14 protein-coding genes are annotated in these 16240 nt (G+C 62.8%); 13 read left to right on the top strand and 1 reads right to left on the bottom strand.

What is annotated here, in order from left to right; translation table 11 throughout:
- Positions 1-4 precede the first annotated feature (4 nt).
- Together feoB and R2834_13075 are read left to right on the top strand one after the other, a co-directional pair.
- A complete protein-coding gene (gene feoB / locus R2834_13080) occupies positions 5-2233 on the top strand; it encodes a ferrous iron transport protein B (GenBank protein ID MEZ4701264.1) in 2229 nt (742 codons plus the stop codon).
- A gap of 57 nt (positions 2234-2290) precedes the next feature.
- Entirely contained in the window at positions 2291-3076 is a 786-nt protein-coding gene (locus R2834_13075) for a hypothetical protein (protein MEZ4701263.1), read from the top strand.
- A 53-nt stretch (positions 3077-3129) separates the two neighbouring features.
- Here the strand turns inward: R2834_13075 and R2834_13070 are convergent, their stop codons facing one another.
- A complete protein-coding gene (locus R2834_13070) occupies positions 3130-5811 on the bottom strand; it encodes an ABC transporter permease (protein ID MEZ4701262.1) in 2682 nt (893 codons plus the stop codon).
- Between the two features lie 320 nt (positions 5812-6131).
- Between R2834_13070 and R2834_13065 the strand changes: the two genes are divergently transcribed.
- The 11 genes from R2834_13065 to R2834_13015 all read left to right on the top strand — a co-directional run bounded on the left by R2834_13065 (position 6132) and on the right by R2834_13015 (position 16146).
- Entirely contained in the window at positions 6132-6941 is an 810-nt protein-coding gene (locus R2834_13065; protein MEZ4701261.1) for a DUF4097 family beta strand repeat-containing protein, read from the top strand.
- 237 nt (positions 6942-7178) lie between these two features.
- Positions 7179-7775 (top strand): YdeI/OmpD-associated family protein, encoded by a 597-nt coding sequence (locus R2834_13060; protein MEZ4701260.1) that lies wholly within the window; start codon positions 7179-7181, stop codon positions 7773-7775.
- 115 nt (positions 7776-7890) lie between these two features.
- Positions 7891-8067: a hypothetical protein gene (locus R2834_13055; GenBank protein ID MEZ4701259.1), complete on the top strand. Its 177-nt coding sequence runs from the start codon at positions 7891-7893 to the stop codon at positions 8065-8067.
- 321 nt (positions 8068-8388) lie between these two features.
- Complete coding sequence (locus tag R2834_13050; GenBank protein MEZ4701258.1) at positions 8389-8832, top strand: DUF5990 family protein; 444 nt, start codon at positions 8389-8391, stop codon at positions 8830-8832.
- Between the two features lie 75 nt (positions 8833-8907).
- A complete protein-coding gene (locus R2834_13045; GenBank protein MEZ4701257.1) occupies positions 8908-9402 on the top strand; it encodes a DUF1772 domain-containing protein in 495 nt (164 codons plus the stop codon).
- Between the two features lie 54 nt (positions 9403-9456).
- Positions 9457-9846 carry a VOC family protein gene (locus tag R2834_13040; GenBank protein ID MEZ4701256.1) on the top strand — a complete coding sequence of 130 codons (390 nt, stop codon included), beginning with the start codon at positions 9457-9459 and terminating at the stop codon, positions 9844-9846.
- Between the two features lie 35 nt (positions 9847-9881).
- Entirely contained in the window at positions 9882-10370 is a 489-nt protein-coding gene (locus tag R2834_13035; GenBank protein MEZ4701255.1) for a GNAT family N-acetyltransferase, read from the top strand.
- Between the two features lie 159 nt (positions 10371-10529).
- Positions 10530-10871 carry a PadR family transcriptional regulator gene (locus R2834_13030; protein MEZ4701254.1) on the top strand — a complete coding sequence of 114 codons (342 nt, stop codon included), beginning with the start codon at positions 10530-10532 and terminating at the stop codon, positions 10869-10871.
- Positions 10872-10878: 7 nt separating this feature from the next.
- Positions 10879-13515, top strand: coding sequence for an ABC transporter permease (locus R2834_13025; GenBank protein MEZ4701253.1), 2637 nt, complete (start codon positions 10879-10881; stop codon positions 13513-13515).
- Positions 13508-15529, top strand: coding sequence for an ABC transporter permease (locus R2834_13020; GenBank protein ID MEZ4701252.1), 2022 nt, complete (start codon positions 13508-13510; stop codon positions 15527-15529). Before R2834_13025 ends, R2834_13020 begins: the two co-directional genes overlap by 8 nt.
- Before the next feature lie 17 nt (positions 15530-15546).
- Entirely contained in the window at positions 15547-16146 is a 600-nt protein-coding gene (locus R2834_13015; GenBank protein MEZ4701251.1) for an FtsX-like permease family protein, read from the top strand.
- The last annotated feature ends 94 nt before the right edge of the window (positions 16147-16240 follow it).

Below are 16240 nucleotides of genomic sequence, written 5' to 3'. Positions count from 1 at the left end.
ATCCATGGCCTCTCGCCGTCCCACATCCGACAGCGCTGTTCTGGAGGCCCGAAGTACACGCCGCGTGGCGGTAGCCGGCAATCCGAACGCCGGCAAATCGACCGTATTCAACCTGCTCACGGGCATGCGCCAGCGGGTGGGCAACTACCCGGGCGTCACCGTAGAACGGAAGTCGGGCCGCCTTCTCGGCGCCGAACAGATCGAACTGCTCGACCTCCCGGGCACTTACAGCCTCAACCCCAAGTCGCTCGACGAGCAGATCGCCTACGACACCATCACGCACCAGCTGGCCGGCGAATCGCCGCCGGATCTCGTGCTGTGTGTGGTCAACGCCACCAACCTCGAGCGCAACCTCTACCTCGCGACGCAGATCATCGACCTCGGCGTGCCGACCGTGATCGCCCTCAATATGATGGACGAGGTGGAGAAAGACGGCCTGGTGATCGATACGCGCACCCTCTCCGAGATGCTGGGCCTCCCGGTGATCCCGATGGTGGCTACCCGCAAGGAAGGGCTCGATGACCTGAAAAAAGCGCTGACCGCCTCGCTGCCGGCGCCGGGCAAGACGTACTGGCGGCTCCAGGAGGAAGTCCGCACGGCCGTGGCCTCGCTTTCGGAAACGCTGCGGCGCGAGCGCCCCGATCTGAGCGAGGCGCGAAGCCAGGCCGAATCGCTGCGCATCCTGAACAGCGACCGGCTGCTCGCGGCGTGCAAGGAACGCGCTCCGGTCTTTCACGAGGCGGTCCTCGCGACGCGCGCGGCCCTCGACGGGCAGGCCGTGCCTTATGCCCAGGCCGAGATCACCGGCCGGTACGCGTGGCTCGCTCGCGTGGCGGCGCGGGTGGTGAAGAAGCAGCATGAAGTCGACGCCCGGAAGTTCACCGACCGGCTGGACGGCATCCTGGTCCATCGCGCATTCGGCCCGCTCATCTTCGCCGGCATCCTCCTCGTCGTCTTCCAGGCCATCTTCACCTGGGCGACGCCGTTCATGGATGCGATCGAGCAGGGGATGATGGCGCTCGGCGGCCTGGTGCGTTCGGTGGTGCCGGCCGGCATCGCGTCCGACCTGCTCGTCGACGGCGTGCTGGCCGGCGTGGGCAACGTCATCGTCTTTCTGCCCCAGATCCTGTTCCTGTTCTTCTTCCTCAGCCTGATGGAGAGCACGGGGTACATGGCGCGGTCGGCGTTTATCATGGACCGGGTGATGCGGCGATTCGGGCTTTCGGGCGGATCCGTGATGCCGATGATGAGCGCCTTCGCCTGCGCGGTGCCGGCCATCATGGCCACCCGAACCATGGAGAACCAGCGCGAGCGCCTCCTCACGATCATGGTGCTTCCGCTCCTCAGCTGCTCGGCGCGTCTGCCGGTCTACACGCTGTTCATCTCGGCCTTCATCCCGGCGAAAACCCTGTTCGGACCGATCGGTTACCAGGGCCTGACGATGCTGCTGCTCTATGTCTTCGGGCTCGTGACGGCCTTCGGAGGAGCCTGGGCGCTCAAAAAAATCCTCAAGGGGCCGGATTCGTTTTTCATGCTCGAACTCCCGCCCTACCGGGCGCCGCAGTGGAAGATGATCTTCTGGCGGATGTACGAGCGCGCGAAGATGTTCGTCTGGCGCGCCGGCCGGGTGATCTTCCTCTTCAGCATCCTGCTCTGGTTCGCGGCCTCGTACCCGAAGGTGGAGCCCGATGCCGGCCTGGAGGCACAACGCATCGCGCTGGAGCAGCAGCTGGATGGCGCCACGCCGGCGCAGCAGGCCGATCTGGAAGCCCGGCTCGGCCAGGTCGCCAACGACGAAGCCGCCTACCAGATGGAGCAGAGTTACATCGGCCGGCTGGGGCGTTTCATCGAGCCGGTCATGCGGCCGCTGGGCTTCGACTGGAAGCTGAGCGCCGGCATCCTCTCCGCCTTCGCCGCGCGTGAGGTCATCATCGGGGCGCTCGGCACCATCTTCAGCGTCGCCGACGCCGACGAGAACAGCGTCGCCCTGCGCGACCACCTCCGCAATGCGCGCAACCCGAAGACGGGCGAACCGCTCTACACGACCCTCGTCGCCGTCAGCCTCCTCGTCTTCTTCGTGCTGGCGCTCCAGTGCACCAGCACCGTCGCCATCACGCGCCGGGAGCTGAACTCCTGGAAGTGGCCGATCGTCATGTGGCTCTACATGACCGGCCTCGCCTACCTCGCCGCCCTCATCGTGTACCAGGGCGGTCGCGCGCTCGGCCTCGGCTGAGTGCGCATCCGATAGAAATTGGTTATCTTGGGTCCAACCCCAATCATCCCGCATCCCATGAAACGCTCCGCATTCCTCCTCGGTCTCCTGGCCGCCCTGGCTCTCGCCGTCCCGTCCAACGCCCAGCATGCGGCGGACAATCCCCCCATGGAAGGCTTTAATACCGCCGGCTCGGACGCCCGGGCCATCGAAATCGCCGATGCCGTCATGGAAAGCATGGGCGGCCGCAAAAACTGGGATAACACCCACTTCCTGTCCTGGGGCTTCGGAGGCGACGAGCAGGTGTGGGACAAGTGGTCGGGCGACTTCCGCTACCAGCGCGACAGCCTCGTCGTCCTGATGAATATCAACACAAAGAAGGGGCGCGCCTTCGCCGACGGCAAGGAGATCGCCAACCCGGACGAACTCCTCACCAACGCCTACCGCGCATGGGTGAACAGCGGCTACTGGTTCATCATGCCCTACAAGCTCAAGGACTCGGGCGTGACCCTGAAGTACCTGGGCGAAGGCACCACGGCCGACGGCCGGCCGGCCGAAATGCTCGAGCTCACGTTCGACAACGTCGGCCTCACGCCCCAGAACAAATACCACGTATTCGTCGACAAGGAAAGCATGCTGGTCACCCAGTGGCAGTATTTCCCCAAATCCACGGACGCCGAACCGGGCTTCACCCGTCCGATGGCCAACTGGAAGAAGTACGGCAACATCATGCTGTCGGACAACCGCGGCGAAGGCCGGAACGGTCAGCCGTTCATCCTGCCACACGTCGGCGCCTACAGCAGCGTGCCGGAGCGCGTGTTCACGGACCCGAACCGGATCGACCTCGCGACGCTCGGCAACTGATCGCCGCCGGCTGTAGCGCCGAATCGCGCACCGACGGGTTCGGGTTTGCTAAGCTACTCATACCGCAGGCTCTTCACCGGATCGGCCTGGGCGACGCGCATGGCCTGGGTGCTGACGGTCGCGAAGGCGATACCCAGCGCCACCGCGCCGGCTGCCAGGTAGATCCACACGCCGATGCCGGTATGATAGGCGAACCCGTCGAGCCAGCGCTGCATCGCGAGGTACGAAGCCGGCACGGCCACGACGAGCGCCACGGCGACCAGGCCCACGAACTCCTTGCTCAGCAGCAGCACGAGGCTCCGCACGGAGGCGCCGAGCACCTTGCGGACGCCGATCTCTTTCGTCCGCTGCTGCGCCGCATAGGCGGCGAGCCCGAACAGGCCGAGGCACGCGATAAAGACCGCGATGGCGGCAAAAAAGGCAAACAGCGATCCGAGGCGTGCCTCGTTCTGGTAGAGCCGGTCGAAGTCCTCATCCAGAAAGCGGTATTCGAGCGGGAAACCACCTGAAAACGCGTTCCACGTCGTTTGCAGGTGTGCGATCGCCGCCGGCAGCGCGCCGGCCTTCGTGCGCAGCGCCACGGTGCCCATCCACGTCGGCTTGTAGTTCAGCACGAGCGACTCGACGGGCTGGTGCAGCGATTGGAAGTGGAAATCCTTTACCACCCCGATCACGGTGCCCATCGGCCGGTCCCAGGCGCGGAACGGCTGTCCGACGGCCTCTTCAGGCGACCACCCCAGCTGGCGCACCGCCGTCTCGTTGAGCACATACGTGTCGTTTGTATCCGTAGGCACCTCGCGGGAGAACGTGCGGCCGGCGACGAGCGTCATCCCCAGTACATCGAAATAGTCGGGATCGGCGAAGCCGGTCCAGAAGCTGGCGCCTTCCTGGTCACCTTCCTGCGTCTGTCCGGGCCAGTTATAGCCACGATTTGTATTCACCCGCCCCGGCAAGCCCCCCGTGAGGGCGACCTGCTCGATGCTCGGGTCGGACAACAGCTCCTGGCGGAACGTCTCGTAGCTCTCGATGACCGCGCCGGGCGGCGAGAGAAATACGACCTGCTCCTTGGAGAAGCCGAGATCGCGCTCCTGCATGTAGTTGAGCTGCCGGTAGACGGTGGCCGTGGCGACCATGAGGAACACCGAGGTGGCGAACTGGAAGACGATCAGCCCCTTGCGCAGCAGCGTGGCGCCGCCGCCCCGCGCGAGATCGCCCTTGAGGACGCGCGCCGGCAGGAAGGCCGAGAGATAAAACGCCGGGTAGCTGCCGGCGAGCACGCCGGCGGCGAGCCCGATCGTCACCAGCAGCCCGATGGTCCCGAGCCGGGCCAGCGAGAACGAGGCCGTACCGTTGACGGCTTCGTTGAACACCGGCAGCGCCAGCGCGGCGAGCACCATCCCGATCCCGATGGCGAGCACGCTCATCAGCACGGACTCCCCGATGAACTGCCCCACGATCTGCGACCGGACGGCCCCGACGGCCTTGCGGACGCCCACCTCCGAGGCGCGCTGCACAGCCCGCGCCGTGGCCAGATTCATGAAATTGACGCAAGCGATGAGCAGGATGAGCGCCCCGATGATTCCAAAGACGATCAGATAGCGCACGTCGCGGTGGCCGGCGTAGTCGAACGCCAGGTCGTTCGTCAGGTGGATGGCCGTGAGCGGCTGGAGGCCGGCGACGTACCGGCTCCCCTCATCGTCCGGGGCGCGGTCGGCGTTAAAACGCTCGCGCATCGCCGCCGTGATCTTCGCTTCGAGCGCCTGGCGATCGACGTCGGGGCGCAGCAGGAAGTAGGTGTTGTAGTTGTAATTGGTGAACCCCTCGAGCTCCGTGGGCCCGACCAGATCCTCCAGCAGGCGAAATGACGCCACGGCATTGAAGTGGAAATGGGACGCGTCGGGCATGTCCGCGATAACGGCCGACACCGTGAGGTCATACCGATCCCCATACCGGATCGAACGGCCGATGGGGTCCTGCCGGCCAAAGAGCGCCTCCGCGGCGTGCTGCGTGAGCACAACCGCATGGTTGTCCTGCAGGGCGGTCGCCGGGTCGCCCCGGAGAAACGTGAAATCGAACACCTCGAACAACGTCGGGTCGGCGAGCGCCAGCCCCTCGAGCCGCCGGCGCTGGCCGTCTTCGAGAGCGACATAGGGCGAGCGGAAATTCTCGATGCGTACCGCTGCTTCGATCTCCGGGAGGTTGGCCGTCAGGAACGGCGCGTAGCCCGCGGCCGAATTCGCCGCCCACTCGCCGGCGTCGTCGCCGGAATCCGAGCCGTAGATGAGACGCACGATGCGGTCCGCCTTCGCGTGGTAGCGGTCGTAGCTCAGTTCGTGCTGGACGAACAGCACGATCAGAAAACAACAGCTGAGCCCGAGGGCCAGACCGCCGACATTGATGAGCGTATAACCCGGATGCCGTTTCGCATTCCGTAGCGCGAGCTTGAACCAGTTCCGAACCATGAGCATCCTCCCGATGATTTCCTGGGCCAGGCCGTGCCGGCGGCGAACCTTTCCCCAGTAGACTTTGCGGTATTCCGTTTCCGCCGTGAATCCGTCCCCCATCTCCCCGAGAGCCCGGCGATAGGCCGCCTCGACGCCGTGCCCCTCCGCCACGAGCGCCGCCACCTGATCGCGCAGATGTTGCTCCAGCTCGTCGAGGTCGTCGCCCGAGATGGCGCGCCGGTAGAGGTGAAACCCGCGCCAGGTAGCGATCGCTTTTTCCAGATCGAACATGGTGGAGCCTCTCGTTCGGTGCGGGATTCAGGGTGGACGGCAACGTCCCGTGGCCGGCAGTGCAGTATGTCGGGCCAGGACATAGACTGTGTCGAACTACGACGTAGACCCCGGCGGAGTTACAGCCGTCGACCGGGTTTTTACAGACAACGCGCCGTACGCCTTCCGAAACGCGCTTCTCGACAGGGCCGGGTTTCCCGCCGGCACGGTCTGTAACCTCAGCATGCGGCGGAACGTATTGGATGGACGATGTAAACGATCCGCTTCATCGACGCGTCCTGCGGGAAGCCACGCCCTTTTGAACCCAACGCCACGATCCCATGCGCGCCCTATTTAGCCTGCTCGTCCTTTCCCTGATAACCTTGCCCGCCGCGGCGCAGAACGTGCGCGTCCTTGCCGACGACGAAGCGTGCGACAGGAGCGGGTGGGGAGACCGCAACACGGAGCGGTATTGCGAGGTACGTGAAATCACGCTGCCGGCCAACCGGGATCTCATCAGGGTGGATGGCGGCAAGAACGGGGGCATCCGCGTGGAGGGCTGGAACCGCAAGGAGATGCTGATCCGCGCCATCGTGACGGCGACGGACCGCACGGAAGACGCGGCTCGCGAACGGGTCGACGAGATCGACATCAAGACGAACGGCACGATCGAAGCCGATCTCCCCGAAAACCGCTCCCGCGGGAAATACTGGACCTCCGTGAGCTTCGAGATTTTTGTGCCGCGCACCTCCAACCTCTCGCTCGACGCCAGCAACGGCGGCATCCACATCGCCAACATCGACGGTGACGTGCGGTTCGAAACGACCAACGGTGGCGTGAAGCTGATCGATCTCGCCGGCGACATCCGCGGCCATACGACCAACGGCGGCGTCGATATCGAACTGACCGGGTCGGCCTGGAAGGGCGAGGCGCTCGATGTCGAGACCACAAACGGCGGTGTTGAGATTCGCGTGCCGGAAGACTACTCGGCGCGCCTCGAAGCCGGCACCACCAACGGCGGCATCCGGTTCGATTTCCCGGTCATGGTGCAGGGCCAGCTGAACAAACGGATCTCGATCGATCTTGGCGACGGCGGCAACACAGTGCGTGCCGTCACCACGAACGGCGGAGTGCGGGTGCGGCGAAGCTGAGGCTGCCGGCAAATCTCGCGTCCGCACCCCTTTTACGATACCAGGGTCCGCATCCCTGGCCGCTGTTCGTCTCTATCCGGATGGCGCAGCCAGGCGCACAAAGCCGGTAAGCACTCCGACGACCTGACGGTACGCGCGAATGCCGTGGATCAGGCCGGCTCGGCACGCAACTCGTCTCCAGCTTGAGGGTTATGCTGACCGTATAGCCCTGTGTTCGTCGGACCCCTCGTATCCATCATGGCGAAGCTACCTCCCAACGCCGTCCATCCGCTATCGCGGGCCGAATGGCGGTCCTGGTTGCTTGAGCATCACCGGCGCGCAGAAGGCGTCTGGCTGGTCACGTTCAAGAAGGGCACCGGCCAGCCACACCTCGAGTACGGAGCGTCCGTCGAGGAAGCCCTGTGCTTCGGCTGGATTGACAGCAAGCCAAACAAACTGGATGACGAGCGCTCCATGCGCTGGTTCGCCCCGCGCAAAGCCGGGACCGGGTGGTCGAGGTTGAACAAAGAGCGTATCGAGCACATGCTGCGCACGGGCCTCATGCACCCTAGCGGCCTGGCCAGGATTGAGCAGGCCTGGGCGGACGGTTCATGGACGCTGCTGGATGCGATCGAGGAACTTCATGTGCCGGCGGACCTTGCCGAGGCCCTTGCAGCCTATCCGCTGGCGGAAGAAAACTTCATGGCGTTTCCAAGGTCGGCGAAACGAGGTATCCTGGAGTGGATTCACACGGCGAAGAAGCCCGAGACGAGAGCCGCGCGCATCGCCGAAACCGCTCGCCTGGCGAACGCCAACGAGCGCGCCAATCAGTGGCGCCCCAAGAAGGCGACCTAACTTCCAGTTCGAGGGGATGGGCGAGGCGCTGTTCCTGAAGCCGGGCAAGATAACCGCCGAGTCCCTTGCCGGACTTGACGAAAAAGGGGTCCAGTGGAGGGGCACCCGCCCACGAATGACGCGTTTCCGTGCGGGCCGGCCAGTGGCGCCTGGCCTGTACCTGACGCGGTATACCGACGCCGGCCAGGTCAACCCGGCGGACCTCGGCCGCTGGCTTTCGAAAGCGCGAGAGATCCAGTGGGATTACAAGAACATCGTCCGCCGAAAAGGCGCCCTCGAGCGGCTCGTTTAGAAACGGTTGGGATTTTCAAAAATCTTTTCGGTCCGCCATCCTGAACCGCCCGCCGCTTGCGGTTGGCGTGATGAATGCCAGTCCGCGCGAACGCGGGGAGACCTCTCGAACCACGTGAGACGCTCATTGGAGCCATGCGCGAGTGATTCGGGAGGTCCCCCCGCGTTCGCGGGTGCGGGCTTTCGACAACCCCGTCGCAAGCGCCGGGGGCTCAGGAAGACAACCCATTCTTATTTCTCAACAGTTTCTCAACGGTTCGCCGGGACACCCTTGCGGCGGCGAGCGTCCTGCCTCCGTTCATGTTTCCAGATCCAGCTCCGTATGCCCGAAAAACGTCTCTTTAACTGCCGAATCGTCGTCGATTCGCCGCTCGCCGGCGTAACGTACGCCATGCAACGTGGCAAGACCGCCCTGCATCCGCCGGCCCGGTCGACTCCGGAAGCGCTCGTCTTCGAGTTTCCGCTCACGCTGGTGGATATCGATGCTGACCCGCCGCGCCTGACGGGCGAGTTCGCGCAGGGGCCGGCCGATAAACGCTTCGTGTACGTGAACACCGGCACCATTGCCGGCCAGTTCGCTTCTCCGTGGAGACGCCGCGCGAAGGTGCCCCTCTACGGGATCCAGCGAGCGATGCTGGCCGAACTGATGGCCGCGCAAGAGAACCTGATGCTGGAGGCGCGCATACACGGCGTAGCCAAGGACGGCGGGCCGGCGTGCGCCACCGTCCCGTTGCTGGCGGCGTGGTCGATCGTACCCGGTGCCTGATCGGCCCCCGATCGTCCGACCGATACATCCCCCCGAACCCCACACGCTGCGAAGCGATCTTTTGGAGGATACCCGATGGAGCTGCATGCGATAGCCCTGGTACTGGCCGCATTTCTGTGTTCGCTCGTGGCGGGCTTTCTCTTCGCCTTCGCGGTCGTGGCGATGCCTGGCATCAAAACGCTCGACGACGGGGCGTTCATCCGGGCCTTCCAGGCGATGGACGGCGTCATCCAGAACAACCAGCCGCTCTTCATGGTCGTCTGGCTCGGATCCGTCGTCGCCCTGATCGCGGCCGCCGTGACCGGATTCGGGCATCTGGAAGGCATGGCACGTTGGGGGCTGATCGGTACGGCGCTCGTCTATCTCGGAGGGGTCCAGGCGCCTACCGTCCTCATCAACGTTCCGCTGAACAACCGCCTGCAATCGCTCGACGTCGACGCCCTGGATGCGTCGTCGCGCGCCGCCGCACGCGCGGCCTTCGAGGGGCGCTGGAATCGATCGAATCGGTTCCGCACGGTGGTGGCATGTCTGGTCGCGCTGGTATTGACCGGGCGATTTTTCTGGATGTGATCCGCGACGCCGAACGGCGCGGGGTCCTCTCGTTTTTTCAACGGTTCTCGAACGATGAACACGATTCCTGCCGGCACCGAACTGGCGCGGCCCTTCGTGCCGGCGAAAGACTTCAACCGCTCCCGGGAGTTCTACGAGGCGCTCGGCTTCGATAAACTGCTGGATGGCGAGGTCGCGATTTTCGCCGCCGGCTCCGGTGGCTTCATCCTGCAGCGGTTTTACCAGAAGGATCTGGCCGAAAACCTGATGATGCAGCTCATGGTCGATGACCTCGACGCCTGGTGGCGCCATATCGAGGCGCTCGACCTGCCGGCCCGGTTCGGCGTAAGCGCGCCGAAGGCTCCCAAACTCCAGCCCTGGGGACTGCGTGTGGCCTATGTGGTAGATCCCTCCGGCGTGCTCTGGCACGTCGCCGAGCGCCGGCCGGGGGTTGCGCACGACTGAGTGCCCCCTCACACAGAAACACACCGTACGGCCATATGGCGTTCATTCGCACATACGAATCGCGGGACTGGCAGGAATTGTTGCCCATCCTGCGTGCCACGTTCGCGGCCGGCGATACCTATGCGTTCTCGCCGGACAGCACCGAGGCTGACATACACCGGATCTGGATCGAGGGGCCGCAGGCCTCCTACGTCATCGTTGCCGACGACGGCACGGTACTCGGAACCTATTTCATACGAGCAAACCAGCCGGGGCTCGGCAGCCATGTCTGCAACTGCGGCTATATCGTCGCCGAATCGGCGAGAGGGCAGGGACTCGCCACACAGCTCTGCGAACATTCGCAGGCAGAGGCGCGGCGTCTCGGTTACCGGGCCATGCAGTACAACCTCGTCGTCTCCACCAACGACGTGGCGGTTCGTCTGTGGAAAAAGCTCGGCTACGCTATCGTCGGTACGCTTCCGGGCGCGTTCCATCACGCCAAAGAGGGATTTGTAGACGCCTACGTCATGTTCAAAACGTTGTAACAGGACGGCTCCGCGACGAACTGGCCCAACCCCGATACCCCGTTCGGGGGTTACACACGCCGGGCGCGCAGTCCGGCGGTTTTGTGTTCTTGCATCTATATCAAGATCTGGATATATTTCTCATTAACGATATAACTTTTCCCTATTCCCGCCCGTCTGATGTTTCCAAAGCCGTTACTCGCCGCGTCGTTCGAACCGCTCGTCCTCGCCTTGCTGGGGAGGGGTGAAACCTACGGATACGAGATCATCCAGGAGGTACAGTCCCTTTCCGACGGGCGCATCACCTGGACGGCGAATCGTCTGTATCCGTTGCTCCACGACCTCGAGAACCGCCGACTCGTTTCCTCGACCTGGCGGCACGACGAACCCGGTCCGGGAAGGAAGTACTACAGGCTCACTACGAAGGGCGAGCAGGCGCTCGCCAGCGCGAAGCGCGACTGGCTGGACTTGAACGCCGTTCTCGCCAAACTCTGGGGCCCCGAGCCCGCCACCGCACTCTGAGACGCGCATGTTCGATCTCGAAACCGCCATCGCCACCTGGCGGCATACGCACAGCCGCCGCCGGGCTTTTCTTGCAGAGGATCTCGACGAGCTCGAACGCCACCTGCGCGACCATACCGCCGCGCTGATCCGGAGCGGTGTCTCGACGGAGGCGGCGTTCCGCAGGGCGGTCGAGGGGCTGGGCGATCTGGATAGCGGCGCGGCTGAATACGAAAAGGTATTCTGGGGCAAGCTCCACCGCCGGCACGCCGTCGTTTCCGAACTCCGCTGGAGAAGCACCATGCTAAAAAACTACCTGACAATCGCCATTCGCACCCTGCGCAAACACAGGGGCTACGCCCTGATCAACATCACCGGGCTCGCGGTCGGGTTCGCCTGCAGTTTCTTCATCCTGCTGTGGGTGCGGAGCGAATACGCGTACGACCGGTTCCTCGAAGACGGCGACCGCATCCATCAGCTACGACGCAACGTGCGGATGGAAGACCGCATCTATACGTGGAGCGGGGCCGCCAAGCCGCTCGCCGACGTCCTGGCGCGCGACTACCCCGAGATCGAGCACGTAGCGCTCACTCGCTGGCCGGAATCCGTCGTCGTGACGTCGGACGGGCGCTCGTACCGGGAGATGCGCATCCACGTCGGCGCGGCCTTCTTCGACGTCTTCACGTTCCCGTTCATCGAGGGCGCGCCGGACAAGGCCTTTCAGGCGGAGGACGACGTCGTGATCACCGATCGCCTGGCGCGCAAGCTGTTCGGCGAGGACTGGCGCGCGCAGGACGGGGCCGTAGGTCGGCGCATCACGCTCGACCACCGGCGCGACTTCACGGTCACCGGCGTCATCGCCGATGTGCCCGACAATACCTCGATGCAGGCCGACCTCTTCGTGCATATCACCGACTTTTACGTCGGGCGCGACTGGGTACACGAATGGGGAAACAACGGCTTCCAGTTGTACGCGACCCTCCACGCGGACGCGGTCTTGCCGGCGGTGAACGCAAAGATTGCCGGCATCGTGAACGATAACGAAGAAGGCGCCGACGAGACGTTGTTTTTCCAGCCGTTCGAGGACACGTATCTCTACGGCTCCTTCGAGAACGGAGCCCTCGTCGGCGGCCGCATCGATTACGTGCACATCCTCACCGTGGTGGCGATTTTTCTGCTGCTCATCGCTTCGATCAATTTCATGAACCTCGCCACAGCACGTGGTGGACAACGGGCGCGCGAGATCGGCGTGCGCAAAGCGATCGGCGCCAACCAGCGTTCGCTCATCCAGCAGTTTCTGACCGAGTCGGTTCTCCTCACGACTGTCGCGTTCGTCCTCGCCCTCGGGCTCGTCTACGCCCTGCTCCCGCTGTTCAATACCGTCAGCGGGAAAGCGTTTTCCCGAGGCGACCTCGGCGTCGGTTTTGTCGCCGGGATGTTCGGCATCGCGTGTCTGGTGGGGCTGTTGGCCGGCAGCTACCCGGCGCTGTATCTCTCGGCGTTCAACCCGCTCGTCGTATTGCGCGGGACGTTCAGGCATCGCGTGGGTACGACGTGGTTGCGAAAAGGACTGGTCGTGCTGCAGTTCGCGCTCTCCGTCGTCCTCATCGTCGCCACCATCGCCATCTACCGGCAGATCCAGTTCATCCGCACGCACGACATCGGGTTGGCGCGGGAGAACGTCCTGTATCTGCCCCAGGAGGGGGCGCTGCGCACGCAATACGACGCCTTCAAGGCGGCGCTGCTGGACCGCCCGGGCATCGCCGGCGTCTCCGCGGCCTCGTCGCAGCCGTTGTCGATCGGCAGCAGCACCGGCGGCGCCACGTGGGAAGGCAAGGATCCGGATCTGCAGCGCGAGTTCTATTTCCTCGGGGTGGACTACGACTTCCTCGAAACGATGCAGATGGAGATCGTTGCCGGTCGTTCGTTTGACCCCGCCTTCGGCGCCGACAGCGTCAGCGTACTGGTCAACGAAGAGGCCGCCCGGCTCATCCGGGATGACGTGCTGGGGACCACGTTTCGCTTCTGGGCGGTGACCGGGCCGATCGTGGGCGTGGTGAAGGACTTCGAGATGAACTCGCTCTACGATCCGGCGGAACCCGTCGTGTTCTTCTTCAATCCCGAGGCGACGAACGTAGTATACGTGCGTACCGAGGCCGGCCGCACGCAGGAGGCGATCGCCAGTCTGGAAGCCGTGGTAACGGCGTTCAATCCGGAATACCCGTTCGAGTACCGCTTCATGGATGAGGACTTCGAGGCGACCTATCACAGCGAGACGGTGCTCGGGACGCTCGCCAACCTGTTTTCCGTCATCGCGATCTTCATCTCCTGCCTCGGTCTGTTCGGGCTGATCTCGTTCACCGCACAGTTGCGCAGGAAAGAAATGGGCGTGCGGAAGGTCCTCGGCGCCACCGTGCCCAACCTGGTGGGTATGCTGACGGGCGAGATGACCCGGCTCGTGGTGATCGGCATCGCCGTGGCCATCCCGGTCGCCTATCTCGTGGTCGACCGATGGCTCGCGCAATTCCAATCGCACATCGATATCGGCCCCGGGTTGTTCGTGCTGGCCGGCGCCAGCGCGCTGCTGATCGCGTGGCTCACCGTGAGCTACCAGTCCCTGAAAGCCGCCCTGGCGGATCCCGTGGACAGCCTGCGGTATGAGTAGCTTCGACCTCGAAACCGCCATCGCAACCTGGCGGCATGCACTCGCACTTCGCAGAGCTTTCCTTAAGGAAGACCTGGACGAACTCGAACGTCACCTGAGAGATCACACGGCTGAACTGGTATCCAACGGCAACAATTTGGAGACCGCATTCCGTGAGGCTTCTACAATGCTAGGTGACTTTGAAGAAGGTGAAATCGAATACAGAAAAGTCCTTATGACCAAGCTTTGGAGGCACCATGCAATAGCCGACGAGGCGCGTTGGCGGATCGCCCTTTTTGCAAACTACTTCAAGATCGCACGCCGCCATCTATGGGCGCATCGGATGTATACCAGCATCATGATTGTCGGCCTCGCAATCGGGTTGGCGACATGCCTTATAATTGCGCTGTTTGTGCGACATGAGTTGTCGTACGACCGTCATTTCTCTACAGCAAACCGGGTGTACCGGCTTCACCAAACGGAACTAGCCTCATCGATCATGGGGCTTGCCGGTACCATCGAAAACCGCTTCCCAGAAATCGAGTACGCTACCCTAGTGCCCCGTCCCTGGGAATACTTGCTCACGTATGACGACCAGAAACAGTACCTTGAGGGCGTGCTGCGTGTAGATAGTACATTCCTCACAGTGTTTCCCTTTAAAGTGGTCCGCGGTCAGGGGGAACAGGCGCTCCATGCCCCAGGCCGCATGCTCGTTACAGAATCGACAGCAAAGCGCCTGTTTGGCGACGAAGATCCGATTGGAAAAACGATATGGGTCGAAACGAGCGAGCCGTGTCAGATCGTTGGTATCCTTGCCGACCCACCCTCGAATACTCATTTCAGTTTCAACGCACTACTATCTCTGCATGAAGCCGGTCGCAAGCAGCGATATGAAGAAGAGCTGAAGTGGACGCGCTTTGTGGGTAGCTTTTTATACCTGCTGCTACGCGAAGGCACGGACGCGAACTCGGTTGAGGCCAGAATACACGATTTCGAGGTCGCAAGTAGGGCCGGTGAACCCGAAGGCGCACGCGAAGCCCAGTTGCACTTGCAACCACTCACTGATATCCATCTTTATGCCAGCGCTCTAAACCAGGATATTGCGCCGCAGGGAGACATAGAAAATGTGTACCTCTTCGCCGTGATCGGCATCTTGATCCTGTTGATCGCTTGCGTCAATTATGTCAATCTGGCGACAGCTCGTTCGGTCGGCCGAGCAAAGGAAATCGGGGTACGCAAGGTTGTGGGAGCAGACAGACACCGGCTCATCATCCAGTTTCTCAGCGAATCCACCCTCATGGCCTGCCTAGCGTGGCCGCTTACGCTCGTGCTCGCGGTATGTGCGCTGCCATTCATCAATTCGGTGACCGGCCAATCCCTGCCATTGCTGATTGCACATGATCCGGTTCTTCTACTGCAGACCGCCGGCATCACGCTCGTCCTCGGCATCTTCTCAGGGCTTTACCCGGCTGTGGCGCTTACGCAACCGAAGCCTGCCGTCGTATTGGTTTCTCGTGGACGCACCCCAGCTCGCAGAGGAAAATGGGTGCGCCGAACACTCGTCGTTCTCCAATTCTCAGTAGCTTCTGCCCTTGTCGCCGTTGCGATGGCCATTGGCAATCAGCTTGAGTACATTCGTACCAAACAGCTAGGTTACATCCCTGAGCATCTAATCTCGTTCAACCTCGACCCCGCCATTGTAGACCATTACGATGCATTTGCCGCGAAGCTGGCCTCATTGCCCGCAGTCGTCTCAGCGACTCGCGGCGTACCGCCTGGAATAGGGTGGAGAAGCATGATGGTCGAGCTGGCAGATCCCGAATCGGGCGAGCGCTGGCCCATCGATTTCATTGAAGGCGATCATGCTTACCTGGAAACCCTGGGGATTACGTTGCTCCAGGGCCGTACGTTCGACCCAGATCGCGATGACGGGCATACGGTCTTACTCTCGCGGTCAACCGTGGAACGCCTCGGTCTACAAGAGAACCCCCTCGGACGTTACCTTCCCATCAAAGCGCTGAAGAACCTGAAGTAATCGGGGTATTCGAAGACATGAACAACGCAAGCCTGCGTCAAGCTACGCACACCATGGCCATAGGTCTTCGTACGCAGCACATACCATTGATGCTTGTCCGATTGCGTGCGGGCGCCATTTCGGAAGGTATCGAAGCATTGTCTTCAGTGTGGAATGACTTCGTATCGGCACGCCCTTTTAAGTATTCTCTAGTCGATGATCAAATAGCAGCTCAATACACATCAGACAAACGACTGGGGCGGCTGTTCACGCTCTTCTCGAGCATCGCGATCTTCATCGCATGCCTGGGATTATTTGGTCTGGCTTCTTTCTCAGCAGAGCAACGCACGAAGGAAATTGGAATCCGCAAAGTGCTTGGAGCTGGTGTGGCCCAGATCGCAGGCCTTTTTACCAAGGAATATACGCTTCTGGTCCTCTTTGCTGTTCTGGCATCGACACCGATAGCCTATCTAGCGATCCAATCTTGGTTGGATCAGTTCGCGTACCACATCCCCGTGCGACCGTGGCTGTTCCTGGGCACAATGGCGATCACACTGATCATCGCGCTTGCGAGCGTGATCTATCAAGCCATTCTAGCCGCCCTCGCTGATCCGGTGGAAAGCCTTCGGTATGAGTAGGCGCTTCCGCGCGCCGAAAACGCCGCTCCTCGGCCGCGGGAACTGCGGCCGGCCGGCGTGGTCGATTCCACCGGCGTGCCCCGCACATCGCCGA

It is taken from the genome of Rhodothermales bacterium, assembly GCA_041391505.1.
Lineage (GTDB): Bacteria > Bacteroidota > Rhodothermia > Rhodothermales > JAHQVL01 > JAWKNW01.
Note: the sequence above shows the minus strand (reverse complement) of the source record. Positions and strands in the feature narration are given on the sequence as shown.

Excerpts from the sequence above, each read along its gene's own strand:
- feoB (MEZ4701264.1), top strand. The coding sequence starts at position 5 with ATGGCCTCTCGCCGTCCCACATCCGACAGCGCTGTTCTGGAGGCCCGA.
- R2834_13075 (MEZ4701263.1), top strand. The coding sequence starts at position 2,291 with ATGAAACGCTCCGCATTCCTCCTCGGTCTCCTGGCCGCCCTGGCTCTC.
- R2834_13070 (MEZ4701262.1), bottom strand. The coding sequence starts at position 5,811 with ATGTTCGATCTGGAAAAAGCGATCGCTACCTGGCGCGGGTTTCACCTC.
- R2834_13065 (MEZ4701261.1), top strand. The coding sequence starts at position 6,132 with ATGCGCGCCCTATTTAGCCTGCTCGTCCTTTCCCTGATAACCTTGCCC.
- R2834_13060 (MEZ4701260.1), top strand. The coding sequence starts at position 7,179 with ATGGCGAAGCTACCTCCCAACGCCGTCCATCCGCTATCGCGGGCCGAA.
- R2834_13055 (MEZ4701259.1), top strand. The coding sequence starts at position 7,891 with ATGACGCGTTTCCGTGCGGGCCGGCCAGTGGCGCCTGGCCTGTACCTG.
- R2834_13050 (MEZ4701258.1), top strand. The coding sequence starts at position 8,389 with ATGCCCGAAAAACGTCTCTTTAACTGCCGAATCGTCGTCGATTCGCCG.
- R2834_13045 (MEZ4701257.1), top strand. The coding sequence starts at position 8,908 with ATGGAGCTGCATGCGATAGCCCTGGTACTGGCCGCATTTCTGTGTTCG.
- R2834_13040 (MEZ4701256.1), top strand. The coding sequence starts at position 9,457 with ATGAACACGATTCCTGCCGGCACCGAACTGGCGCGGCCCTTCGTGCCG.
- R2834_13035 (MEZ4701255.1), top strand. The coding sequence starts at position 9,882 with ATGGCGTTCATTCGCACATACGAATCGCGGGACTGGCAGGAATTGTTG.
- R2834_13030 (MEZ4701254.1), top strand. The coding sequence starts at position 10,530 with ATGTTTCCAAAGCCGTTACTCGCCGCGTCGTTCGAACCGCTCGTCCTC.
- R2834_13025 (MEZ4701253.1), top strand. The coding sequence starts at position 10,879 with ATGTTCGATCTCGAAACCGCCATCGCCACCTGGCGGCATACGCACAGC.
- R2834_13020 (MEZ4701252.1), top strand. The coding sequence starts at position 13,508 with ATGAGTAGCTTCGACCTCGAAACCGCCATCGCAACCTGGCGGCATGCA.
- R2834_13015 (MEZ4701251.1), top strand. The coding sequence starts at position 15,547 with ATGAACAACGCAAGCCTGCGTCAAGCTACGCACACCATGGCCATAGGT.